At 55.3% G+C, this 25,003-nt stretch carries 22 protein-coding genes; 16 read left to right on the top strand and 6 right to left on the bottom strand.

The window, feature by feature from the left end; translation table 11 throughout:
- The first annotated feature begins 167 nt into the window (after positions 1-167).
- Together IAE27_RS19085 and folM are read left to right on the top strand one after the other, a co-directional pair.
- Entirely contained in the window at positions 168-1,550 is a 1,383-nt protein-coding gene (locus tag IAE27_RS19085; RefSeq protein WP_016810120.1) for an amino acid permease, read from the top strand.
- Positions 1,551-1,586: 36 nt separating this feature from the next.
- Positions 1,587-2,312 (top strand): dihydromonapterin reductase, encoded by a 726-nt coding sequence (gene folM / locus IAE27_RS19090; protein WP_016810119.1) that lies wholly within the window; start codon positions 1,587-1,589, stop codon positions 2,310-2,312.
- Here folM and IAE27_RS19095 read toward each other — a convergent pair.
- Positions 2,309-2,644 carry a GlpM family protein gene (locus IAE27_RS19095; RefSeq protein ID WP_004102593.1) on the bottom strand — a complete coding sequence of 112 codons (336 nt, stop codon included), beginning with the start codon at positions 2,642-2,644 and terminating at the stop codon, positions 2,309-2,311. The two genes, folM and IAE27_RS19095, sit on opposite strands and share 4 nt — an antisense overlap.
- 1,031 nt (positions 2,645-3,675) lie before the next feature.
- Between IAE27_RS19095 and iraM the strand changes: the two genes are divergently transcribed.
- The 4 genes from iraM (at position 3,676) to tus (ending at position 7,379) form a co-directional block, all read left to right on the top strand.
- On the top strand, positions 3,676-4,023 hold the full coding sequence (gene iraM, locus IAE27_RS19100) for an anti-adapter protein IraM (protein WP_004102595.1): 348 nt from the start codon (positions 3,676-3,678) through the stop codon (positions 4,021-4,023).
- A 310-nt stretch (positions 4,024-4,333) separates the two neighbouring features.
- Entirely contained in the window at positions 4,334-5,053 is a 720-nt protein-coding gene (rstA, locus tag IAE27_RS19105; protein ID WP_004102597.1) for a two-component system response regulator RstA, read from the top strand.
- Positions 5,054-5,068: 15 nt separating this feature from the next.
- Entirely contained in the window at positions 5,069-6,370 is a 1,302-nt protein-coding gene (gene rstB / locus IAE27_RS19110) for a two-component system sensor histidine kinase RstB (protein ID WP_004113401.1), read from the top strand.
- A 76-nt stretch (positions 6,371-6,446) separates the two neighbouring features.
- Positions 6,447-7,379 (top strand): DNA replication terminus site-binding protein, encoded by a 933-nt coding sequence (tus, locus tag IAE27_RS19115; protein ID WP_004113404.1) that lies wholly within the window; start codon positions 6,447-6,449, stop codon positions 7,377-7,379.
- On the opposite strand, the gene fumC is transcribed toward tus, so the two are convergent.
- Positions 7,369-8,769 carry a class II fumarate hydratase gene (fumC, locus tag IAE27_RS19120; RefSeq protein WP_023329779.1) on the bottom strand — a complete coding sequence of 467 codons (1,401 nt, stop codon included), beginning with the start codon at positions 8,767-8,769 and terminating at the stop codon, positions 7,369-7,371. The genes tus and fumC overlap by 11 nt on opposite strands.
- A 142-nt stretch (positions 8,770-8,911) precedes the next feature.
- Positions 8,912-10,558 carry a class I fumarate hydratase FumA gene (fumA, locus tag IAE27_RS19125; RefSeq protein WP_004102605.1) on the bottom strand — a complete coding sequence of 549 codons (1,647 nt, stop codon included), beginning with the start codon at positions 10,556-10,558 and terminating at the stop codon, positions 8,912-8,914.
- Positions 10,559-10,755: 197 nt separating this feature from the next.
- Here fumA and manA point away from each other — a divergent pair, with 197 nt between their 5' ends.
- Both manA and IAE27_RS19135 read left to right on the top strand, forming a co-directional pair.
- Complete coding sequence (manA, locus tag IAE27_RS19130; protein WP_070557513.1) at positions 10,756-11,934, top strand: mannose-6-phosphate isomerase; 1,179 nt, start codon at positions 10,756-10,758, stop codon at positions 11,932-11,934.
- A gap of 98 nt (positions 11,935-12,032) precedes the next feature.
- Entirely contained in the window at positions 12,033-13,580 is a 1,548-nt protein-coding gene (locus IAE27_RS19135; RefSeq protein ID WP_017145757.1) for a YdgA family protein, read from the top strand.
- 25 nt (positions 13,581-13,605) lie between these two features.
- On the opposite strand, the gene IAE27_RS19140 is transcribed toward IAE27_RS19135, so the two are convergent.
- Positions 13,606-14,634 (bottom strand): Mal regulon transcriptional regulator MalI, encoded by a 1,029-nt coding sequence (locus IAE27_RS19140; RefSeq protein ID WP_017145756.1) that lies wholly within the window; start codon positions 14,632-14,634, stop codon positions 13,606-13,608.
- A 174-nt stretch (positions 14,635-14,808) separates the two neighbouring features.
- Between IAE27_RS19140 and malX the strand changes: the two genes are divergently transcribed.
- The 5 genes from malX (at position 14,809) to yedF (ending at position 19,779) form a co-directional block, all read left to right on the top strand.
- A complete protein-coding gene (gene malX, locus IAE27_RS19145) occupies positions 14,809-16,401 on the top strand; it encodes a maltose/glucose-specific PTS transporter subunit IIBC (RefSeq protein WP_017145755.1) in 1,593 nt (530 codons plus the stop codon).
- 47 nt (positions 16,402-16,448) lie between these two features.
- Positions 16,449-17,621, top strand: coding sequence for a MalY/PatB family protein (locus IAE27_RS19150; protein WP_154022430.1), 1,173 nt, complete (start codon positions 16,449-16,451; stop codon positions 17,619-17,621).
- 324 nt (positions 17,622-17,945) lie between these two features.
- Positions 17,946-18,149, top strand: coding sequence for a putative selenium delivery protein YdfZ (ydfZ, locus tag IAE27_RS19155; protein WP_004102617.1), 204 nt, complete (start codon positions 17,946-17,948; stop codon positions 18,147-18,149).
- A 188-nt stretch (positions 18,150-18,337) separates the two neighbouring features.
- The gene (gene yedE / locus IAE27_RS19160; protein ID WP_004113413.1) at positions 18,338-19,549 is read left to right on the top strand and encodes a selenium metabolism membrane protein YedE/FdhT; all 1,212 of its coding nucleotides are present in this window, start codon (positions 18,338-18,340) and stop codon (positions 19,547-19,549) included.
- On the top strand, positions 19,546-19,779 hold the full coding sequence (yedF, locus tag IAE27_RS19165) for a sulfurtransferase-like selenium metabolism protein YedF (RefSeq protein ID WP_004102619.1): 234 nt from the start codon (positions 19,546-19,548) through the stop codon (positions 19,777-19,779). The genes yedE and yedF overlap by 4 nt, the downstream gene beginning before the upstream one ends.
- Positions 19,780-19,861: 82 nt before the next feature.
- Here yedF and metQ read toward each other — a convergent pair whose 3' ends face one another.
- Positions 19,862-20,677 carry a methionine ABC transporter substrate-binding lipoprotein MetQ gene (gene metQ / locus IAE27_RS19170; protein ID WP_004102620.1) on the bottom strand — a complete coding sequence of 272 codons (816 nt, stop codon included), beginning with the start codon at positions 20,675-20,677 and terminating at the stop codon, positions 19,862-19,864.
- 272 nt (positions 20,678-20,949) lie between these two features.
- On the opposite strand from metQ, the gene add reads away from it, so the two are divergent.
- The gene (gene add, locus IAE27_RS19175; RefSeq protein WP_135799976.1) at positions 20,950-21,951 is read left to right on the top strand and encodes an adenosine deaminase; all 1,002 of its coding nucleotides are present in this window, start codon (positions 20,950-20,952) and stop codon (positions 21,949-21,951) included.
- A 62-nt stretch (positions 21,952-22,013) separates the two neighbouring features.
- Here the strand turns inward: add and IAE27_RS19180 are convergent, their stop codons facing one another.
- A complete protein-coding gene (locus IAE27_RS19180; RefSeq protein WP_115239495.1) occupies positions 22,014-23,054 on the bottom strand; it encodes an oxidoreductase in 1,041 nt (346 codons plus the stop codon).
- 184 nt (positions 23,055-23,238) lie between these two features.
- Between IAE27_RS19180 and blr the strand changes: the two genes are divergently transcribed.
- Both blr and IAE27_RS19190 read left to right on the top strand, forming a co-directional pair.
- Positions 23,239-23,388: a division septum protein Blr gene (gene blr, locus IAE27_RS19185; protein ID WP_017145752.1), complete on the top strand. Its 150-nt coding sequence runs from the start codon at positions 23,239-23,241 to the stop codon at positions 23,386-23,388.
- 103 nt (positions 23,389-23,491) lie between these two features.
- Positions 23,492-24,862: a GH1 family beta-glucosidase gene (locus IAE27_RS19190; protein WP_070557509.1), complete on the top strand. Its 1,371-nt coding sequence runs from the start codon at positions 23,492-23,494 to the stop codon at positions 24,860-24,862.
- Positions 24,863-25,003 lie beyond the last annotated feature (141 nt).

Consider the following 25,003-nt stretch of genomic DNA (forward strand, 5'->3'; position numbering starts at 1 on the left):
TGAACAAAAAGGCGGCGATCTGTCGCCTTTTCTTTTTTTTTCATTTATCTCCATTGCATGCATACAAAACACTCCGTAAAATCCCGCGCCTTAGCGTAATCCTCCATTTTTATGCGATTCCGCCAAATAAATATTCTTAGATTGATGATTGTCACCTCGGGAACGCCATGGAAAAGAAACTGGGCCTTAGCGCCCTGACCGCGCTGGTACTCAGCTCGATGCTGGGCGCGGGTGTATTCAGTCTGCCGCAAAACATGGCGGCCGTCGCCAGTCCTTCCGCGCTGCTGATTGGCTGGGGCATTACCGGCGTGGGGATCCTGTTCCTCGCCTTCGCTATGCTGCTGCTTACCCGCATCCGCCCCGACCTCGATGGCGGCATATTTACCTACGCCCGCGAAGGCTTCGGTGAACTGATTGGTTTCTGCTCCGCCTGGGGCTACTGGCTGTGCGCGGTTATCGCGAATGTTTCCTATCTGGTTATCGTGTTCTCGGCGCTAAGCTTTTTTACCGATACTCCCGAGCTACGCCTGTTCGGCGATGGCAACACCTGGCAAGCTATCGTCGGCGCATCCGCGCTGCTGTGGATTGTCCATTTCCTGGTGCTGCGCGGCGTCCAGACGGCGGCGGGTATCAATCTCGCCGCGACGCTTGCCAAGCTGCTGCCGCTCGGCGCATTTGTCGCGCTGGCCGCCTTTGCGTTTCGCATGGAGACCTTCCGGATTGATTTTAGCGGTCTGGCGCTGGGCGTGCCGGTATGGGAGCAGGTGAAAAACACCATGCTGATCACCCTGTGGGTATTCATCGGCGTGGAAGGCGCGGTCGTGGTTTCCGCTCGCGCGCGTAATAAACGGGATGTCGGACGCGCAACGCTGCTGGCGGTACTCTCCGCGCTGGCGGTCTACCTGCTGGTGACGCTTCTCTCTTTAGGCGTCGTACCGCGGAGCGAGCTGGCGGAAATACGCAATCCGTCAATGGCCGGGCTGATGGTGCAAATGATGGGCCCGTGGGGCGAGATCGTGATCGCTGCCGGGCTGATTATCTCCGTCTGCGGCGCTTACCTGAGCTGGACGATAATGGCGGCGGAAGTCCCCTATCTGGCTGCAACCCATAAAGCCTTTCCGCGTCTGTTCGCGCGCACCAACAAAAACAATGCGCCGTCGTCTTCGCTGTGGCTCACCAATATCAGCGTGCAGGCTTCACTGGTATTGATTTGGCTGACCGGCTCGGATTACAACACGCTGCTGACGATCGCCTCAGAGATGATTCTGGTCCCTTATTTTCTGGTCGGCGCATTTCTGCTGAAGATTGCCCGGCGCCCGCTGCACAAGGCGGTAGGCGTCGGAGCCTGCATTTATGGCTTATGGTTATTATATGCGTCCGGCCCTGTGCATTTATTGTTGTCAGTGATACTTTACGCTCCGGGTCTTCTGGTGTTCCTGTATGCCCGTCGTACACACCAGCACGATCGCCCGCTTAAACGCCGTGACCTGGCATTAATTGGTTTTTTGCTGGTTGCCGCCGTACCGGCAACGTGGATGTTGGTAGGGTAAGCGGTTACCCTGCCGCTGAACTCATAGGAGATACCCATGGCTGACATCCAGCCTCGCCCGATCCTGATTACCGGTGGAGGCCGTCGCATCGGTCTCGCCCTGGCTCGCCATTTTCTGGCCCGGCAGCAGCCCGTTATGATCAGCTACCGCACATGGTATCCGGCCATCGACGAACTGCGTAATGCGGGTGCCGTTTGTCTGCACGCGGATTTCAGCACTGACGACAGCATTCTGGCGTTCGCCGAAGAAGTAAAAGCGCAGGCCGCCGCCGGCCTGCGCGCCGTCATTCATAACGCCAGCGGCTGGATGGCTGAAAAACCGGGGATCCCGTTAACCACGGTGCTCGCCAGCATGATGCAAATTCACGTCAACGCCCCTTACCTGCTCAACCATGCGCTGGAGAGCCTGCTACGCGGTCACGGACAGGCCGCCAGCGATATTATTCACATTACCGACTACGTCGTGGAGCGCGGCAGCGACAAGCATATTGCCTATGCGGCCAGCAAGGCGGCAATGGATAATATGAGCCGCTCGTTCGCTCGCAAGCTGGCGCCGGAAATCAAAGTTAATGCCATCGCCCCATCGCTGATTTTATTTAATGAAGGCGATGATGCGGAGTACCGCAAACAGGCCCTCGACAAATCGCTGATGAAAATCGCGCCGGGTGAAAAAGAGATCGTTGATCTGATCGAGTATCTCTTCGGCAGTCACTACGTTACCGGGCGCTCGTTTGCCGTCGACGGCGGACGACATCTGCGCTAGTGAAAACGGCTCCAGCCGATAATCAACAGCCACGCGCACAGGCTCCAGCACACCACCGCGCCTGCCAGAGCAAACGGCAGGCGCATGATGCCGGTGAAATACCATAGCGAAAGCAAATAGATAAAGTACGGAATGATCGACCACATTCCGAATACGATGGTGGTTCGCAGCGCCTCGATCCCCCGCTCGCTGGCAACGATATAGTGCGCAATCAGGGCGAAAGTGGGAAAGAGCGGAATCAAGCCGGCGATATAGTAATTCTTCGTTTTAGAAAGTACGCCGATCAACACGACGACCAGCGCGCCGAGCAGCGCTTTTATCAACAGCCCCATTCCTTTGCCTTAACATTTAAACAACAAGAACCTGCAGCATAACCTAAGTCCCGCTGTTGATAAATGTGCAAACGCAGACACCATGGCGCAGAATCCGCCAGCGCCCTGAATCCCATCATCACAATGGCCTCGCCTATCACTCTGATGCCTTATGAACAGTTATTAATGCTTGCCGTAGTGACAATTTACCAGGAAACAGAGTCTGCTATTTCCGGCTAATTTTACGCCTGCTAACCCCATGAGCTTAAATAAATTATTTTATCAAACGAGGCGTAAAGGATTAGTCGATTTTTCGTTCATTATAGCGGATTAAGATTTATCGCAAGCATTATTGCTCATCCATTTAGCGTTTTTCTTTTTTGCAGCCTCCGCAGGCAAAGCCCCCTTCCTGAACGCCGGCCTTGCGTTTTTACGGGCCTACAAAAGAAATAAATATCAATTATATCGTGCGTTAAATAGAGCTATTATCTGGAACTAAATGATACACATCAATACCTACTAAATATGGTAGAAACCATTTATTGACATGGATGGTTTTTCATCTTAATCGCTTGCTTTTGCGTTATTCTACTTGCGCATAACCTTAAATAGCGCACGTAGCCTTTTTTGAGAAAAAGAGCACAATAAGGCACAATTTATTGACTTAGATCAATATAAAACCGATTTCATATAAAAGCATACTTTGCCATTAATCAAAGCAACCGCAGTGAATAAGATCGTAATTAACTGATTTTACGATCTTTCGATCTAAACACAATATCCATTGCAGAATATAATTCTGTTCATAACATGCATTTCAGTTTATTAGTTCACTCCTGCCGAGTTTTTCGAATCTTTTACTTGTTGCTATTATCTTTACTAGTATTAGACACTCATATAACCGCAATCATTTTATATTAGCCTGAATAAGAACCAGCTAAAGGAATCTTCATGTTCGGACCTGCGTTATACACAATCCAAAAGCCTCTGAAACTCATTAAACTATATTTATCAACGCGAAAATGCTCGTGAATTACTGGAGAGCGTCTAGCATGGAGTGGAATATTGAAAATAGTCTTGTATGTCCTTTAACTGGAACAGGATTTTCAGTTGCGGCCAGTGCCAGAAATCTGAAATTAATTATATGGTATAATGGAGATTATTTTTTGAACATCGGTTCGGTTATTAACATCACGCAAGATGACGTCTTCATAAACGGTGAGCCCGGCGACTTACAGGTTATTCATGCTTTTCCCTATAGCGAAAAGCTATGGTCAACGCTGACAAAGTTTATCCAGTGCCCCGGCAATCAAAATCCAACGCTGCTAATTTGCAACCGAAGAAGCATCTGCAAATTCGTCCTCTGCCCCTACGGCGCCAGGCAAAAGAGCATGGAATAAGGCAGCTTCGATCTCACCTTAATTTAGCAGCATCTATTTTGTACGGGCAGAAGCTCTTCAGCCAGTCCTGCCCGCATCCAGCACGATGCGCAAAACGCGCGGCAAAGCATAAATCTGATCAATCATTGCGCGAATTCAGCCATCATAGCGAATTTCATCGCTAACTCATAGCTCATATTGATGCCCGAATAGTTTACAATGGCAACAGTGAATTAACGGGCTACGCCCTGATGATGCCTTAAGCGTGGCACTGACCGCGCCTAAGGACAACAAATTCAATCAGCCAGAGATGAGTGTAAGCATACACGCTATGAATAAAATTGTTTTCGTTGAGGATGATGCCGAAGTAGGCGCGCTGATTGCGGCCTATCTCGGGAAACATGATATGGACGTCGTGGTTGAGCCTCGCGGTGACCGTGCCGAAGAGGTTATCGCGCGCGAAAAGCCCGATCTGGTGCTGCTGGATATCATGCTGCCTGGTAAAGATGGGATGACGTTGTGCCGGGATTTACGCGGCCAGTGGCAAGGGCCCATCGTGCTGCTTACGTCACTGGATAGCGATATGAACCATATCCTGTCGCTCGAAATGGGCGCCAGCGATTATATTCTGAAAACAACGCCACCCGCAGTGCTGTTAGCCCGACTGCGTCTGCATTTGCGCCAGCATGTCCCCCCCCAGGACAGTAGCGGCGTCCCCTCCTCGCTGACGCCGCATAAAGCGATCGCTTTTGGTTCGCTGAGTATCGATCCGGTCAATCGTCAGGTTATGCTCAGCGGGGAAAACGTCGCGTTGTCCACCGCGGATTTCGATCTGTTATGGGAGCTGGCGACCCACGCAGGACAAATTATGGATCGGGATGCGCTATTAAAAAACCTGCGCGGCGTAAGCTACGATGGTATGGACCGCAGCGTCGACGTCGCCATTTCGCGTTTGCGCAAAAAGCTTCTCGACAACGCGACTGAGCCTTATCGCATCAAAACGGTACGCAATAAAGGCTATTTATTCGCCCCGCACGCGTGGGACAATTAATTTACGGATCTGGCTATGAAAAAGCTGTTTGTGCAGTTTTACCTCCTGCTGTTCGTCTGTTTTCTGGTAATGACGATGATGGTCGGCCTGGTGTACAAATTTACCGCCGAGCGAGCAGGCCGCCAGTCGCTGGATGATTTGATGAAGAGCTCGCTGTATCTGATGCGCAGCGAGCTGCGCGAGATCCCGCCGCGCGACTGGAGCAAAACGCTCAAAGAGCTGGACCTTAATCTTTCATTCGATCTGCATATCGAGCCTATCAGCAAATTCAAGCTCTCGGAAAACTCGATGCAGCATCTGCGCGCTGGCGATATCGTAGCCCTGGACGATCAGTACACCTTTATTCAGCGCATCCCTCGTAGCCACTACGTGCTCTCCGTCGGCCCGGTACCGTATCTCTATTTTTTGCATGAGATGCGCCTGCTGGATCTGGCTCTGATGGCCTTCATCGCTATTTCGCTGGCCTTTCCCGTATTCATCTGGATGCGCCCCCACTGGCAGGATATGCTGCGTATCGAAACCGCCGCTCAGCGCTTCGGCGACGGGCATCTTAGCGAGCGGATCCACTTCGATAGCATGTCCAGCTTCGAACGGCTGGGCGTGGCGTTTAATCAGATGGCCGATAATATCAACGCGCTTATCGCCAGCAAAAAACAGCTGATCGACGGTATTGCCCATGAACTGCGCACCCCGCTGGTGCGTCTGCGCTACCGCCTGGAGATGAGCGAGAACCTTACAGAAGCCGAATCACAGGCGTTAAATCGCGATATCGGCCAGCTGGAGGCCCTGATTGAAGAGCTGCTGACCTATGCGCGCCTCGATCGCCCGCAGAATGAACTGAAGCTGACGACCCCCAATTTCCCGGCGTGGCTCGGCGATCGCGTAGAAGATATTCAGGCGGTGAATCCCCAGCGCGACGTTGCGCTAAGCGAAGTCGTGGACGGAAATTACGGCGCGCTGGACATGCGCTTAATGGAACGGGTGCTGGATAACCTCGTGAACAACGCCCTGCGCTACAGTAACCAGCGTATTCAGGTCAGCCTGACGCTGCAGGGTTCGCGCGCAACGCTGCGCGTCGAAGATGATGGTCCAGGTATCGCGCCCGCTGAGCGGGAGAAAGTGTTCGAGCCGTTTGTTCGTCTCGACCCCAGCCGCGATCGCGCCACCGGCGGCTGCGGTCTTGGTTTGGCTATCGTCCACAGTATTGCCCAGGCAATGGCTGGCGAAGTCCATTGCCAGGCGAGCGAGCTCGGTGGCGCCTGTTTTTGTTTTAGCTGGCCGGTTTATCATCAGCTGCCGAATTTTACCTCGGCCTGATGAGCCCTTGCGCAGGAGCTGAGGTCTGCTATAGTTTAAAAAAACATAAAGTATGTTGTAACTAAGGTGGAGAAATATGGCCAGCTATGACCTCGTTGAACGTCTGAACGACACCTTTCGCCAGCTCGAGCGTGAACTGCAGGCGCTTAAACAGGCCCTGAGCCAGTGCCGTCTGCTGGCTGCGCGCGTCTTTGAGCTGCCGCCGGTCAGCAAAGATGCCGAACACCAGCCGCTGGAGAACATCAACGTGGTTCAGCACACCGGTAAACCCGCGCTGGAGATGGCGCTCAAACACTATAGCCACCTGTTTATCCAGCAACAGTCGGAAACCCGCAGCAGTAAGGCTGCCGTGCGTTTGCCCGGCGCGATCTGCCTGCGAACTGAGGCCAGCGAGCAGGCAGAACTATTACGCAAGATCGCCCATATCAACGTTCTTAAAGCGACCTTCGAGAAGATTATCACCGTCGATTCCGGTCTTCCCGCTACCGCACGATTTGAGTGGGTCCATCGCCACCTGCCGGGACTGATCACGCTGAGCGCCTATCGCACGCTCACCCCGTTAATTGACCCGAGCACTATCCGCTTCGGCTGGGCCAATAAGCATGTGATTAAAAATCTCACCCGCGACCAGGTTCTCATGCAACTGGAAAAAAGTCTTCAGTCGCCCCGCGCGGTTCCGCCCTGGACGCGCGAACAGTGGCAAAGCAAGCTGGAGCGAGAGTACCAGGATATTGCCGCCCTGCCGCAGCGGGCGAAGCTGAAGATAAAGAGGCCGGTAAAGGTTCAGCCTATCGCCAGGGTGTGGTATAGCGGGCAGCAAAAGCAGGTGCAATACGCCTGTCCAGGGCCGATGATCGCGCTGATATCCGGCACGCAGGGCGTTAGCGTGCCGGACCTCGGAGAGCTTCTGAACTATGACGCCGGGAACGTGCAGTATCGTTATAAACCGCAGGCGCAATCGCTCAGGCTAATGATTCCGCGACTGCACCTGTGGCTGGCTAGCGAATAGCCATACTGCCTACCATCTCTTCAGGGCGAACCCAGCGGTCAAATTCCTCTTCCGTCAGGTAGCCGAGCGCCAGCGCGGAGGCCTTGAGCGTTAACCCCTCTTTATGCGCCTTTTTGGCAATTTCCGCCGCTTTGTCGTAGCCAATATGGGTATTCAAGGCGGTAACCAGCATCAGCGACTCATTGAGCAACTGGCTGATGCGCTCGCGGTTAGGTTCAATGCCTGACGCGCAGTGCTCATTAAAGCTCGCCATCCCATCAGCCAGCAGCCGCACCGATTGCAGGAAATTGTGGATCACCATCGGGCGGTAAACGTTGAGCTCAAAGTTGCCCGAAGCGCCGCCGATGTTTACCGCGACATCGTTACCCATCACCTGACAGCAGACCATAGTGAGGGCCTCGCACTGGGTCGGGTTAACCTTGCCCGGCATAATCGACGACCCCGGTTCATTTTCCGGGATCGCAATTTCGCCGATGCCGCAGCGCGGACCGGAGGCCAGCCAGCGCACATCGTTGGCGATTTTCATCAGCGAAGCGGCCAGCCCTTTCAGCGCGCCGTGGGCATGCACCAGCGCATCAACGGTCGCCAGCGCTTCAAACTTGTTCGGCGCGGTCACAAACGGTTGGCCGCTCAGGGCCGCCAGCTCGGCGGCGACGCGTACCGCGTATTCCGGATGGGTATTAAGCCCGGTTCCCACCGCCGTGCCGCCCAGCGCCAGTTCCGCCAGATGGGGCAAGCTATGGTCAATATGCCGGAGGTTATGCTCGAGCATGGCGACCCAGCCTGAGATCTCCTGGCCGAGCGTCAGCGGCGTCGCATCCTGCAGGTGGGTGCGGCCGATTTTGACAATATCGTTGAAGGCCAGGGATTTATCATTAAGCGTTTGCTTCAGAATGTTGAGCTGCGGGATCAGCTTTACCCGAAGTGCAATTATCGCCGCTACGTGCATCGCCGTCGGGAAAACGTCGTTAGAGCTCTGGCTCTTGTTAACATCATCGTTAGGATGAACCTTACGCTCCATCCCGCGTACCCCGCCCAGCAGTTCACTCGCACGATTAGCCAGCACCTCATTCATATTCATGTTGCTTTGCGTACCGGAGCCGGTTTGCCAGATAGCCAGCGGAAACTCGTCCGGATGCTTGCCTGCCAACACTTCATCCGCAGCCTGAATAATCACCTGCGCTTTTTCTGCGCTCAGAAGACCGAGATCGTTATTCACCTTTGCCGCCGCACGCTTGGTCAGCGCCAGCGCATGAATAAGCTCGACCGGCATTTTTTCCGTCGAGATGCGGAAATGTTCCAGCGAGCGCTGAGTCTGCGCGCCCCAAAGCCTATCGGCAGGCACATCGATTGCGCCCATAGAGTCTTTTTCACTGCGATGCGTTGTCATTACTTTCTCCTTGGATTCAAAGTGCGTAATAGCGACAAAGCTCACCTGCTTAAAGCGTAAAGTATGGGTCAGATTTATAAGTTGTTTTGGTGGTTCGTGCCGCTAAGCGGCATAAAAAAACCGCCCCGAAGGGCGGCTGAGCTTATTTCACGCAGCGGGCGCACTGCGAACTCTGGATCTGCTGGAAGAAGTCATTGCCCTTATCATCCACGAGGATAAACGCCGGGAAGTCTTCAACTTCAATTTTCCAGATAGCCTCCATCCCCAGCTCCGGCCAGGCCACGCACTCCAGACTACGGATGCTCTGCTGCGCCAGTACCGCCGCCGGACCGCCGATGCTGCCGAGGTAGAAACCGCCGTGCTTGTGACAGGCGTCGGTCACCTGCTGGCTGCGGTTACCTTTGGCTAACATGATTTTACTCGCTCCATGCGCCTGCAGCAGATCGACGTAGGAGTCCATGCGGCCTGCGGTGGTCGGGCCAAGAGAACCGGAAGCGTAGCCGTCAGGGGTTTTCGCCGGGCCCGCGTAGTAAATCGGGTGGTCCTTGACGTACTGCGGCAATTCCTCGCCATTATCGATAAGCTCTTTCAGCCTGGCGTGGGCGATATCGCGCGCCACGATAATCGTACCGCTCAGCGACAGGCGGGTCGACACCGGATACTGCGACAGCAGCGCCAGAATATCGCTCATCGGCTGGTTCAGATTGACCTTAACTGCTTCTCCCTCGCCGGCCTGACGCAGATGCTCGGGAATATACTTGCCCGGATTGCTCTCCAGTTTCTCAATCCAGATCCCCTCGCGGTTGATCTTCGCTTTGATGTTGCGATCCGCGGAGCAGGAAACGCCCATGCCCACCGGACAGGAGGCGCCGTGGCGCGGCAGGCGGATGACGCGAATATCGTGGGCGAAATATTTACCGCCGAACTGCGCACCGAGGCCAAGGTTCTGCGCTTCCAGCAACAGCTCGTTTTCGAGCTGAATATCGCGGAAGGCCTGGCCGTGCTCGTTGCCCTCGGTCGGCAGACCATCGTAATACTTCGTTGAGGCCAGCTTAACGGTTTTCAGAGTAGACTCCGCCGACGTGCCGCCAATCACAAAAGCAATATGGTACGGCGGGCAGGCCGCGGTCCCCAGCGTGCGCATCTTCTCGACGAGGTAATTTTTCAGCTTCGCCGGAGTAATTAACGCTTTGGTTTCCTGATACAGATAGGTTTTGTTAGCCGAGCCGCCGCCTTTGGCGATGCAGAGGAATTTGTACTCCTCGCCGTCGGTAGCGTAGAGGTCGATTTGCGCAGGCAGGTTAGTGCCGGTGTTGACCTCTTTATACATATCCAGCGGCGCGTTCTGCGAATAGCGCAGGTTATCCTGGATATAGGTGTTGTACACGCCCTGCGCCAGCGCGGCTTCATCACCGCCGCCGGTCCACACGCGCTGACCTTTCTTGCCGGTGATAATTGCGGTACCGGTGTCCTGGCAGGTCGGCAGCACGCCTTTGGCGGCAATATCCGAGTTGCGCAAGAACTGTAGCGCCACGTATTTATCGTTGTCGCTGGCTTCCGGGTCGTTGAGAATATCGGCGACCTGCTGCTGGTGCGCCGGGCGAAGCATAAAGGAGGCGTCGTGGAAAGCGTGCTGTGCCAGTAAAGTTAGCGCCTGTGGTTCAACTTTCAGAACTTCCTGGCCGGCGAATTCGGCGACGGAGACGTAATCACTGCTGAGGAGGTAATACTCGGTATCGTCCTTTTTCAGTGGAAAAGGATCCTGATATACAAAGGGTTTATTCGACATTGTGCTCTCACTTACTGCTTGGCTGATTATATTTCAGGCAGACACTCCATTTGCCCGTAGAAAAGCGAGTCGATCGATTCTACACAATTTTTTAACAAAAACTGAGACAAGGACGACTTTTTCTTCGCACCGGTTGCTTCTCGGGCGTTTGCTGGTTTAATAGTGCCATTACTATCAAGTGGAAACAGGGATTGAGAATGCAAAAACTCATCAACTCAGTGCAAAATTACGCCTGGGGAAGTCATACCGCCTTAACCGAACTTTATGGCATTGCTAACCCAAACAACCTGCCGATGGCGGAGCTGTGGATGGGCGCGCATCCGAAGAGCAGCTCGCAAATTCTCGATGACGCCGGAACGCCGCGTTCTCTGCGCGATGCAATCGAGAGCGATAAAACGACCCTGCTTGGCGCCAAAGTTGCCGAGCGTTTTGGTGAACTGCCGTTCCTGTTTAAAGTGCTGTGCGCCGCCCAGCCGCTCTCTATTCAGGTTCACCCGAACAAACGGGCCTCGGAAATCGGGTTTGCCAAAGAGAATGCCGCCGGGATCCCGCTTGATGCCGCCGAACGTAACTATAAAGATCCGAACCACAAGCCGGAGCTGGTTTTCGCGTTAACGCCGTTCCTTGCCATGAACGCCTTCCGCGAGTTTTCCGAAATCGTGAAGCTGCTGCAGCCGGTAGCTGAAGCGCATCCGGCAATAGCGCAGTTCCTGGCGCAGCCTGACGCCGCCCATCTGAGCCAGCTGTTTGCCAGCCTGCTGAACATGAAAGGCGACGAAAAAGCGCACGCCCTGAGCGTACTGCAGAGAGCGCTGGAGAGCGAGCAGGGAGAACCGTGGCAGACTATCCGCCTGATCGCCGAGTTCTATCCGGACGATAGCGGCCTTTTCTCTCCGCTACTGCTCAACGTGGTCAAGCTGAATCCCGGCGAGGCGATGTTCCTGTTTGCGGAAACGCCGCACGCCTACCTGCAGGGCGTGGCGCTGGAGGTGATGGCCAACTCCGATAACGTCCTGCGCGCGGGATTGACGCCGAAGTACATTGATATTCCGGAGCTGGTGGCAAACGTCAAATTTGAACCCAAACCCGCTGGCGAACTCCTGACCCAGCCGGTCATTCACGGCGCGGAGCTGGACTTCCCCATCCCGGTTGACGATTTTGCTTTCTCACTGCACGACCTTTCAGCGCAGGCATCAACCATCGCCCAGGAGAGCGCGGCGATCCTGTTCTGCGTCGAGGGTGAAGCAACGATCGTGAAAGGCGAACAGCGTCTGACGCTGAAGCCGGGCGAGTCGGCTTTCGTGGCGCACAACGAATCACCGGTACAGGTCAGCGGCAGCGGTCGCGTGGCGCGCGTGTTTAATAAGCTCCAGTAAGTTACTGAACTTTTTAGCCACAGTTGCTAGACTTTCACTCATCACGACAACACTACCAGGCGGCCCAATCCGCCTGGTTTCATTTATGGACAAATGCTATGAAAAAATCGCTGGTCGCAGCAGGAATTATCATCGCGCTGGGCGTCGTCTGGACGGGCGGCGCGTGGTACACAGGGAAGCAGCTGGAAAGCCGCATTGCCGATATGGTGCAGCAGGCGAATGCTCAGCTGCAAAGCAGCGCGCCGCAGGCTGGCGTAGAGCTCACCTATCAGGACTATCAGCGCGGTCTGTTCAGCAGCCGTTTACAACTGGTCCTGAAACCCATCGCCGGCAAAGCGCCCCGCTGGCTGGCCGCCGGACAGTCGCTGGTGTTTGACGAAGTTGTCGATCACGGCCCCTTCCCGCTGGCTTCACTGAAATCCTTTAACCTCGCCCCGGCGATGGCATCCGTCAAAACCACCTTAGTGAACAACGAGGCCAGCAAGTCGCTGTTTGACATTGCAAAAGGCGAAACGCCGTTTACTATCGATACCCGCATCGCCTACAGCGGCGACAACCAGTCCGCTATCGTGCTGAAACCGCTTGATTACGCGAAAGACGACGAGAAAGTCACTTTTAGCGGCGGTCAGTTCCAGCTTAACGCCGATCGAGAGGGAAAAACCCTCAGCCTGAGCGGCGAAGCGGGCAGCGGGCAAATTAACGCGGTCAACGAATACAATCAGAAGGTACAGCTCACCTTTAATAATCTGAAAACCGACGGTTCCACCGAAATGGCCAGCTTCAACGAGCGTATTGGCAAGCAGGCCATCTCGCTGGATAAACTGGCGATTGGCGTTGAAGGAAAAGAGCTGGCGCTGTTTGAAGGGATGAAAATCGACGGCAACTCTTCGCTGACCGCCGACGGCAAAGGGATTAACAGCCAGCTGGACTACACCGTCAACAGCCTGAAGCTGCAAAATCAGGATATCGGTAGCGGCAGGCTGACCCTGAAGCTGGACAATATTGATGGTGAAGCTTTCCATCAGTTCAGCCAGAAGTACAATGCCGACGCCCAGGCGCTGATGGCGGACCCTCAGCTGGCGCAGAATCCTGAGCTGTACCAGCAGGCGCTAACGCAAACCTTCTTTAGCTCACTGCCGATGATGCTGAAAGGCAGCCCGTCCCTGACCATTTCTCCGCTAAGCTGGCGCAACGCGAAGGGCGAAACCACCCTGAATCTATCGATTCTGCTCAAAGATCCGTCGCTGACTACCACTCCGCCGCAGACGCTGGCCGAGGAAGTGGATCGTAGCGTCAAATCTCTCGACGGCAAGCTGGTGATCCCGGTCGATATGGCGACGGCGTTTATGACTCAGATTGCCGGGCTGGAAGGCTATCAGCCCGCCGACGCCGCTAAGCTTGCAGAGCAGCAGGTGAAAGGCCTGGCGGCGATGGGACAGATGTTCCGTATTACCACTATGGAAGATAACGCCATCACCTCCAGCCTGCAGTATGCTGACGGCCAGGTGACGCTGAACGGGCAGAAAATGCCGCTGGATGAGTTTGCCGGGATGTTCGGTTTAGCGCTTCCCCCTGTCCCGGCGCCCGCTGAGCCGCAGGAGACGCTGCCGCAAGAAGTGGTACCGCCAGTCGCGCCGCAGCAATAAATGACATATAGCCCCTCACCAGGGGCTATTTACGCGTAATCAGCCGGGGAGAGATGATCTGGTTTCGCGCCGCTCCCTGCCCCTCTTCCATACGCCGTAAAATACACTCCGCCAGGCTTTGCCCCATCTCCCGGGCGGGAGTCGTAACCCAGGTCAGCGGCAGATCATCCAGCGCCTCCTCGGGTAATTCCGCAAATGCCGCCAGCGCGACCCGCTGTTCGAAATAGCTTTCAACGCCATCCTCTCCGCTCTGTCGCCCGGCGCGCATCAGGCCAAACCACGCCCCGGTCGCGATCACGCTGTTATAACAGAGCACGGCGCTAATGGTCGGGTTTTGCCGCAGCAGGGCCGTCATCGCCTCCGCCGCCTGCTTCTGGCTTGAGCCGCACTCCACCACCCACTCGCTATGAAACGGCAGGCCATATTTCAGCAGGGTGGCGCAGTAGCCGCCAACCCGTTCGGCGCGCGTCAGGGATGAACTTTGCCCTCCCAGCCAGGCAATGCGCTGATGACCGCGGCGGATCAGGTGCTCGGTGACAATTTGCGCCGCCTGCATATTATCCGGGCGGATCAGATCCACATCGTCGAGATAGCTGGCGCGGGAGGCGAAGACCAGCGGCATTCCGGCTTCCGCCGCGCGATCGCGCAGTTCGCCCCCCCGATCGATGGCGCCGGCAATCACTACGCCATCGACCCCCTGTGAAACCAGGGTATCAAAACGCTGGAGCATTTTTTCTCCGCTGTGCCCGCCCTGGGTGAGGAAGACCATTCTACCCTGCGACTCAAGCGCATCGGTCAATCCGGCGGTCATCTCCGCGTAGAAAGGCTTCGACAAGTCGCTGACGATCAGGCCAATCACCCCGCTATGGCCGCCGCGCAGGGACGCCGCCTGGCGGTTACGCACAAAGCCCAGCTGTTCAATGGCGTGATTGACGCGCTCGCCGGTTGCCGACGAAATACGCCCCTTGCCGCTCAGTACCAGCGAGACGGTACTGACGGATACCCCCGCCGCCTGCGCGACATCATTAATGGTAATTTTTTTCGCGATAGCCATAACTGCAGGCCGACTCCCCTTGGCTGTCGATAAAACGTTTTATCAGGATGCCCTCTTTATAAACTTTATTATCGCTGGAATATGTGATTTTTATCGCACTAAAGTTTGGTAAAACGTTTTATCTTTTCGTGGCGTTGCATCCTACCGATAACTTTTAGAACCAGGATTCATGTTATGACGGCGAAAACAGCAAACAAAATTACCTTGTGGGAGTTTTTCCAGCAGCTCGGGAAAACCTTCATGTTACCCGTAGCATTACTCTCCTTTTGCGGGATCATGCTGGGGATCGGCAGCTCTCTGAGCAGCCATGATGTCCTGACGCTTCTGCCGTGGCTGGACGTGCCGTTGCTGCAGGCCGTTTTCGTCTGGATGGGCAAAGTCGGCTCCTTTGCCTTCAGCTTTCTGCCGGTGATGTTTTGTATCGCCATTCCGCTGGGTCTGGCGCGAGAAAACAAAGGCGTCGCCGCGTTTGCCGGTTTTGTCGGCTACGCGGTAATGAACCTGGCGGTAAACTTCTGGCTGACGGCCAAAGGTATTCTGCCGACCACCGATGCCGCCATCCTCAAAGCCAATAACATCCAGAACATTATCGGTATTCAATCGATCGACACCGGGATCCTCGGCGCGGTGATCGCCGGGATCATCGTCTGGATGCTGCACGAACGTTTCCATAACATCCGCCTGCCCGACGCGCTGGCCTTTTTTGGCGGTACCCGCTTTGTGCCCATTATTACGACCGTGGTTCTCGGCCTGGTCGGTCTGGTGATCCCGCTAATATGGCCCGTTTTCGCCATGGGGATTAACGCACTCGGCCAGGTCATCAATAGCGCAGGTGATTTCGGACCGATGATCTTCGGCACCGGTGAACGCCTGCTGCTGCCTTTTGGCCTGCATCATATTCTGGTGGCGCTGATCCGCTTTACCGAAGCGGGCGGCACCCTGGACGTTTGCGGTCATAGCGTCAGCGGCGCGCTGACGATTTTCCAGGCCCAGCTAAGCTGCCCGACCAGCCACGGCTTCGCCGAGAGCGCGACCCGCTTCCTGTCACAGGGTAAAATGCCGGCATTCCTCGGCGGCCTGCCGGGCGCAGCGCTGGCGATGTATCACTGCGCGCGTCCGGAAAATCGCCATAAGATTAAAGGCCTGCTGATTTCCGGCGTTATCGCCTGCGTGGTAGGCGGCACCACCGAACCGCTGGAATTCCTGTTCCTGTTCGTCGCGCCGGTTCTCTACGTTATCCATGCGTTACTGACCGGCCTGGGCTTTACCGTAATGGCGATCCTCGGCGTGACAATCGGCAACACCGACGGCAACGTTATCGACTTTGTGGTATTCGGCATTCTGCATGGTCTGTCCACCAAGTGGTACATGGTACCGGTGGTTGCGGCCATCTGGTTTGCGGTTTACTACGGTATCTTCCGTTTCGCAATCTCCCGCTTTAACCTGAAAACGCCGGGACGCGATATTGAAACAACGAGCGCATTTGAGAAGGCTGTCACCGGCGTGACCGGCAAATCAGGGTATAACGTTCCGGCGATTCTGGCCGCGCTCGGCGGCGCGGAAAATATCGTTTCGCTCGATAACTGCATTACCCGCCTGCGTCTGTCGGTTAACGATATGAGCAAAGTCGACAGCGCCGCGCTGAAAGCGAATCGCGCCATCGGCGTGGTTCAGCTCAACCAGCATAACCTGCAGGTAGTGATTGGCCCGCAGGTGCAGTCGGTAAAAGATGAAATGGCTGTCCTGATGAATACCGTCGAGGCATAAGCTCCGCCCCCGCCTTGCGGCAGGGGGCCAGGATTAAGGAAGTTGCGATGTTTGATTTTTCAAAGCAGATCGACCGTCACGGTACCTGGTGCACGCAGTGGGATTACGTCGCCGACCGTTTTGGCGTAGCCGACCTGCTGCCCTTTACGATCTCCGACATGGATTTCGCCACCGCCCCCTGTATTCTTGATGCCGTCAGCAAACGTCTGGGGCACGGTGTTTTTGGCTACAGCCGGTGGAAAAATGATGAATTCCTCGGCGCGGTGAGCCACTGGTTTGCCAGCCGTTTTCATAGCCCAATCAACCGCGAAGCGATTGTTTACGGGCCATCGGTGATCTATATGGTCGCGGAGATGATTCGTCAGTGGTCGGCAGTGGGCGACGGCATCATGGTACACACTCCGGCCTACGATGCCTTTTATAAAACCATTGAAGGCAACCAGCGGCGCGTCGCGGCCGTGCCGCTCTCTCTCGACAACCATCACTGGCGCTGCGATATGGCGGCCCTGGAGCGGGTACTGGCTCAGCCGCGTAATACCGTTCTGCTGCTGTGCAGCCCGCACAACCCCACCGGCAAGGTCTGGACCCGTGAAGAGCTGGAAACCATGGCGCAGCTGTGTGAGAAGCATGGGGTAAAAGTGATTAGCGACGAGATCCATATGGACATGGTCTGGGACGGGCAGCAGCACATCCCGTGGTGCGACGTGGCCCGCAGCCCCTGGGCGCTATTCACCTCCGGCTCGAAAAGCTTCAACATTCCGGCATTTACCGGCGCATACGGGTTGATTGACGATCCCGCCGTGCGCGAAAGCTATCTGCACGCGCTGAAGAGCCGCGATGGCCTCTCATCACCTTCCGTGCCGGCGCTGGTCGCCCATATTGCCGCCTATCGTGAGGGGGCGCACTGGCTGGATGCCCTGCGCGGTTATTTGCAGGAAAATATGCGCTTCATCGCTGGCGAACTGAATCAGGCGTTTCCGGAGCTAGGCTGGCAGCCACCGCAGGCGACTTACCTGGCGTGGATTGACCTGCGCCCGCTGGCCGTTGACGATCGCGCCCTGCAAAAAGCACTTATCGAGGAGCAGAAGGTCGCCATTATGCCCGGCTACACTTACGGCGAAGAGGGTAAGGGCTTTGTCCGTCTCAACGCCGGTTGCCCACGCGAGAAGCTGGAAAAAGGCGTGCAGGGATTAATCGCCGCCCTGCGTTCGCTGCGCTAATTATTTTTCCTTCAATAATCAGGTAGCGGGCTCCCCGCTACCGCTGGCGTTTATTTCACCGGCGCTTTGCGCGGTACGAACATTAAGCGCGAATAAAATTATAGTTCTCTCTGTGCCACGCCGATGAGATTCACCTGGCCGCGGGAAAAATAACCTCTGGCTTATTAACCGTCTCAATCCCGCTCCCCTGCCTGCCCCCGACCTAAGAGTCTCCGGGCATAATGAGACCAAATTTTGACGAGACGCAAAAAAATTCGCGCCGCAAAGGTGTATTTAATTGCCGCTTTTCATTCCCGTCAAAGTATTAATCAGGAGGACGAAATTATGAAAACTTACGATCGTAACCGTAATGCTATCTCTACCGGCAGCATGGTTATGGTAGCCGATAGCGGCGCGACGGGCGTCATTAAGGCCATCCACGCTGAAGGTAAAACGGCGGAGCAGATCCGTCGTGCTGATTGCGTGGAAATAGACGGACACGAAGGGTTATTTAGCCCGCTGAACCTGATTCGTCTGGGCTTTAACTGAATTCGCGTACCGTCATTAACAGCAGGCCGCGAATAAGCGGTCGTGAAAGGCCACCAGCGCGTGGCCTTTTATATTCTCTTTATCGGTCAATTTGATCCTGTCGAGCGTTTTCAGGAACTAAACAGCGTAGTATCGCCCCTCTTCAACCCGCTACGGGTAATATACCTTCTGAGTTCAGAGGCATCTTCATGACATGGCAACAATTCAAACAGACGTGGCTGATTAAATTCTGGTCACCCGTTCCCGCCGTTATCGCCGCGGGGATTCTCTCAACCTACTACTTCGGCATTACCGGCACTTTTTGGGCCGTCACCGGCGAATTTACCCGCTGGGGCGGACAATTGCTGCAACTTATCGGCGTGCACAGCGAAGAGTGGGGGTACTACAAACTCATTCATCTTGAGGGCACCCCGCTCACTCGCATCGACGGCATGATGATCATCGGCATGTTCGGCGGCTGTTTCGCCGCTGCGCTGTGGGCGAATAACGTGAAGCTGCGTTTTCCTCGCAGCCGGGTGCGTATTCTGCAGGCCGTCGCCGGAGGCATCATTGCCGGCTTCGGCGCCCGTCTGGCGATGGGCTGTAACCTGGCCGCCTTCTTCACCGGTATCCCGCAGTTTTCTCTGCACGCCTGGTTCTTTGCCATCGCCACGGCTATCGGCACCTGGTTCGGCGCGCGTTTTACCTTGCTGCCCATCTTCCGTATTCCGGTTAGGATGCAAAAAGTGTCGCAGGCGTCGCCGCTGACGCAAAAACCTGACCAGGCGCGACGCCGGTTCCGTCTCGGGATGGTGGTCTTTTTTGCCATGATCGCCTGGGGTCTGCTCACCGCGGCTAACCAGCCGAAGCTCGGCCTGGCGCTGCTGTTTGGCGTCGGGTTTGGCCTGCTTATCGAACGCGCGCAGATCTGCTTTACCTCTGCCTTTCGCGATATGTGGATCACCGGACGCACCAATATGGCGAAGGCGATCATTTTCGGTATGGCGGCCAGCGCCATCGGGATCTTCAGCTACGTGCAGCTTGGCATGGAACCAAAAATTATGTGGGCCGGCCCCAACGCGGTCATCGGCGGTCTGCTGTTCGGCTTTGGAATCGTCCTGGCGGGCGGCTGCGAAACCGGCTGGATGTACCGCGCGGTGGAAGGCCAGGTGCACTTCTGGTGGGTTGGGCTGGGCAACGTGATAGGTTCAACGATCCTGGCATACTACTGGGACGGACTCTCCCCGGCGCTGGCCACAAGCTGGGATAAAATCAACCTGCTGGCGACATTCGGGCCTTTCGGCGGCCTGCTGGTGACCTATCTCCTGCTGCTGATCGCGCTGGGTTTGGTTATTGGCTGGGAAAAACGCTTTTTCCGCCGCAAATCTCTCGCCACCTCGACGGTTAAGGAAAGCGCATGAAAACTCTGGTCCCGGACTATCGCCTGGATATGGTTGGCGAACCCTGCCCCTATCCTGCCATCGCCACGCTTGAAGCGATGCCCTCGCTGAAGAAAGGCGAAATTCTTGAAGTGGTCAGCGACTGCCCGCAGTCGATTAACAATATCCCGCTGGATGCCAAAAATCACGGCTATACCGTGCTCGATATTCAGCAAGATGGGCCAACCATCCGCTATTTGATTCAAAAATAGCCATCAAAAAGCCGGTAGCACGCTACCGGCCGTTATATGCGCTTGCCCGTCGGCGGCTGACGCCATACCGGGTATGAAACGATTACCAGCCCTTAACCGCATCGCCTTTATAAAGCTGTTCTGCCGCCGCGGCCACCTCATCGCTCTGGTAGGCCTTCACCAGATTTTTTACCTTTTCGCTATCTTTGTTTTCGATGCGGCTGGCAAAGATATTGACGTAGGGCGAATCTTTGCTTTCCACAAACAGGCCGTTGCGCGACGGTGACAGGCCCACCTGGCTTGAGAAAGTGGTATTAATTATCGCCATGGTTATCTGCTGGTCGTCCAGCGCGCGGGTAAGCTGCGGCGCCTCAATCTCGACGATTTTTAAGTTTTTCGGGTTATTAATGATATCAAGCGAAGTGGGCAGCAGACCGGTGCCCTCCTTCAATGTAATCAGCCCCTGCTTTTGCAGTAGCAGCAGCGAGCGTCCGAGGTTAGTTGGATCGTTGGGAACGGCCACCTGCGCGCCATCGGGCAGTTGGTCGACCGAACTGATTTTCTTCGAATAGGCGGCAATCGGATAAACGAACGTCGTGCCAACCTGAACCAGCTTATAGCCGCGCTCCTGAATTTGTTTATCCAGATAAGGCTTATGCTGGAAAGCATTAGCATCAAGATCGCCGTTGTTCAGCGCTTCGTTGGGCAGGACGAAATCATTAAACGTCACCACTTCGACGTCGAGATTGTACTTCTCTTTTGCCACTTTTTGCGCCACCGCCCAGACCTCCTGGTCAACGCCTGCGCTAATGCCCACTTTGATGTGGTTAGGGTCCTGCTCGCCAGGTTTGCAGGCTGCCAGCAACAGCGAGCTTGCGACAACCAGCGGTACTGCAATTTTTTTTAACGTAAAGATCATATTCCCAGGGTCCTTTTTAAAATAGCCTGCCATTCATTGCAGGAAAACCAGCGCCAGAGACTATAGAAAATCACACGGGCGAAATTAAATACTGATTCACTATGATTAATAGCGTTTTGCTATGAGCGAATGCGACATGCGGCTCAGAGAGAGGGGAATCTTTCCTCACCACTCCCTTTTTCATTGATTTATTCGGTATTTTTCTCCTCTTTTAACCATTTATCGTTCTGATGTACAATGACGCGCACTTTAACTAAAAAAAGAGTGCGACCATGATTGATTTAACTTTGCCATTAACCGACATCCATCGCCATCTTGACGGTAATATCCGGGCCCAAACTATTCTCGATCTTGGCCGCCAGTATAACCTCGCACTTCCGGCAAATACGCTCGAAACATTACGTCCTCATGTACAGGTCACCAGCAATGAGCCCGACCTGGTCAGCTTCCTCTCTAAGCTGGATTGGGGTGTAAAAATGCTCGCTTCTCTGGATGCCTGCCGCCGCGTTGCCTATGAAAACCTTGAAGATGCCGCGCGCAACGGACTGCATTACGTCGAACTGCGTTTCTCTCCGCGCTATATGGCGATGACCCACCAGCTGCCGGTAGCGGGCGTCGTCGAAGCGGTGATCGCTGGGGTAAAAGAAGGCAGCCGCGACTTTAACGTTGAAGCCCGTCTGATCGGTATTCTGAGCCGCACCTTCGGCGAAGCGGCGTGCGAGGAAGAGCTCGAAGCCCTGCTCGCCCACCGCGACGGCATTACCGCCCTCGACCTCGCCGGCGATGAACTTGGCTTCCCAGGGAATCTGTTTATGGAGCACTTCCGCCGCGCGCGCGATGCGGGCTGGCGGATCACGGTCCATGCAGGCGAAGCCGCCGGTCCGGAAAGCATCTGGCAGGCCATTCGCGAGCTGGGAGCCGAACGCATCGGCCACGGTGTGAAGGCGGTGCAGGACCAGGCGCTGATGGACTATCTCGCCGCGCAGCGCATCGGCATTGAGTCCTGTCTGACCTCCAATATCCAGACCAGCACCGTGCCGTCGCTGGCCCGGCATCCGCTGAAAACTTTCCTCGCGCACGGCGTGTTGGCCTGCATTAATACCGACGACCCCGCCGTCCAGGGCGTCGATATTATCCACGAATATACGGTTGCCGCCCCGGCTGCCGGCCTGAGCCGCGAGCAGATTCGCCAGGCGCAGATCAACGGCCTGGAACTCGCCTTTTTAAGCGCCGGGGAAAAAGCAGCGCTGATGCAGCGCGTTCAGCAGGCTTGATCGACTCCCCCGTGATAAACGGGGGTCATTCAACGCCGGGCGGTTGTTGTCGCCGGGATGACCTAATTCAGACACAGCGTCGTTCGATGTCTGGCCGACTCGAGGCCAAGCTCAATCAGCTCCATAATCTGAATCGCCTGGCTTGCCGGAACCGGATTAGTGCCGCTTCCGTTAAGTGCATCGCGAATAGCGGCATAATAGGCCGGATAGTTACCCGGCAGCGTTAGCCACGACTCCTCGGTTATGTCCTCGCCCTCCGCTCGCGTCAGCACCCCGTCGCGCATATCGTATCCCCAGTCTTCCTGCGGCAGGCGTTCGCCGCTTTTCAGCCGCTCCTCCTGCGGGTCGAGACCGTATTTCACATAGCTTCCTCGCGAACCGTGGATAATAAAGCGCGCCGTTTCCGCCGCAGCGACCAGAGTTCCGTGCAGCACGACGCGACGCTGCGGCCAGGCTAAAACCGCATGAAAATAGTCGGTGGACTGGGAGCCCGGACGTAACTGCGCCAGATCAACCTGCATGCTAACCGGCAGGCCGAAGAGATTTACCACCTGGTCCAGCAGATGCGGGGCAAGATCGTACCAGATGCCGCTCCCCGGTCCGCCTTGTTCACGCCAGCGATTACGCACCTGCGGTCGATAGCGATCGAAATGAGACTCAAAGTATCCTACTTCCCCCAGTAGCCCTTCGTTAATCAGCGCTTTTACCGTCAGAAAATCGCTGTCCCAGCGGCGGTTATGGAATACCGACAGCAGCCGCCCGCCGCTTTTTGCCAGCGCTTCAAGCTCACGCGCCTGTGACAGTGTCACGGTAAAGGGTTTATCGACGACTACGTGCTTGCCCGCCTCCAGCGCGGCCTTTGCCAGCGGAAAATGGGTGGCGTTTGGGGTCGGGATCACCACCAGATCGATATTGGGGTCATTCAAAATCCGCTCTGGCCCGCTAACCACCGGCATTGCAGGCCAATCGGCATGCACTTTATTTTCATCGCTGCTGGCCACGGCGGCCAGCGTCATCCCTGGCGTACCGCTGATTAACGGCGCATGAAAGGTCTTGCTCGCGTAGCCATAACCGATTAATCCTACCCGGATAGCATCACTCATTTTTTACCCCCTTAACGAGAATAACGGTGTCCCAGTTACGCTGCGGATAAGACCTCTGTTAACGCATGTTGCCCGCGTTATCGCGCAGCATTACGTCATTTGCGCAACTAAGTTCATGTAACACTTGCGTTACTTCAATCCTCTAGTACCATTTCCTTCTGGTTTCACAATTTGCTACAGAGTTATGGAAAACGTTTTTAACCGTATTGTAGAACTTATTGGCTGGATTGTTTTGGGCGTCTCAGCCCTGCTTTTAGTTATCGCTCATCATATTGATAACTACCAGTCCCCACCTACCGTTGATACTGTTCAGGCGAAGCCGCTGGCGAAATAAACAGTGACCCGCTTCGCAACTATGCAACCGGTTTCTGAAACCGGTTGCATAGCGGTACAGGGTTTTATTACACTCTCCTTATCAATCGATAAGGAGTTTCTTCATGTCCGGATTTCCGCAGCATTTTTTATGGGGAGCCGCTACCGCAGCCTGGCAGGTTGAGGGCGGACACGATGCCGACGGCAAAGGCCCTTCTATCTGGGATATCTACTCCCATCTCCCAGGCACCACTTTTCAGGGCACCACCGGCGATATCGCCGTAGACCATTACCATCGCTTTCGCGAAGATGTTGCGCTGATGGCGGAAATGGGTCTGCAAAGCTATCGCTTCTCAATTTCATGGCCGCGTCTGCTGCCCGGAGGCCGCGGCGAGGTTAACGAGGCTGGGGTTCAGTTCTACAGCGATCTGATTGATGAGCTGCTGGCGCATAATATTGAACCGATGATCACCCTGTATCACTGGGATCTTCCGCAGGCGCTGCAGGAGGAAGGCGGCTGGGAAGCGCGCAGTACGGCGGAAGCGTTCGCTGGGTACGCCCGCCTCTGCTATCAGCGCTTCGGCTCGCGGGTCAAATTGTGGGCGACCTTCAACGAAACTATCGTCTTTATCGGGCATGGCTATATTAACGGCATCCACCCGCCAGCGGTGCGCGACCCTGCGCGCGCGATTCAGGCCTGCCACCACGTCTTTATCGCCCATGCGCTGGCCGTGAAAGCGTTTCGTGAAATGGCAGTCGAGGGGCAGATAGGTTTTGTCAACGTACTGCAGCCGCATACCCCTTTAACCAACAGCGAGGAGGATATGCGCGCGACGGCGATGGCGGATGCTATTCACACCCACTGGCTTTACGATCCGGTGCTAAAAGGTCAATACCCTGAAGAGCTCCTGCAACAAACCCAGACGCTGTGGGGCGTTCCGGCTTTTGCCGCGGGCGACGATGCGCTGCTGCGTGAAAACCGCTGTGATTTTATCGGCCTGAACTACTACCGCCGCGAAACCGTCTCAGCGCAGCCCCCGGAGGTTCCGACCGGCGGCGAACCCGGCGTCGAGGGGCTGTTCTATTTTGTACGCAACCCGCAAAGTACCTATACCGAATGGGGCTGGGAAATTTGGCCTCAGGGGTTAACCGACGGGATCATGATGATTAAAGCGCGCTACGGTGACATACCGATTTACATCACCGAAAACGGACTCGGGGCCATTGACCCGATCATCGATGGCGAAATCGTCGACGACCCGCGTATTGACTATCTGAGTAGCCACATAACTGCGCTGGAAAAAGCGCTGGAACTGGGCGCTGACGTGCGCGGCTATTATCCCTGGTCCTTTATTGATCTATTAAGCTGGCTCAACGGTTATAAAAAACAGTACGGCTTTGTTTATGTCGATCATCAGAACAATCTGGCGCGTAAACGTAAAAAGAGCTTTTTCTGGTACCAAAACGTTATTGCCAGCCGAGGCGAACAGCGTTAATCTTCTCTCCCAGGCGCCATCCGGCGCCTGATTCAGTTCTGGAATACTCTTAAATTCCTTTTTACCAGGCCAGAAACATCATCTGTTCTTGTTCCGGGTATTTACAACCGAAATAATTCCATACAGTTTACCGAAAAAAAG

It is taken from the genome of Klebsiella sp. S69 (genome assembly GCF_016516145.1).
GTDB lineage: Bacteria > Pseudomonadota > Gammaproteobacteria > Enterobacterales > Enterobacteriaceae > Klebsiella > Klebsiella oxytoca.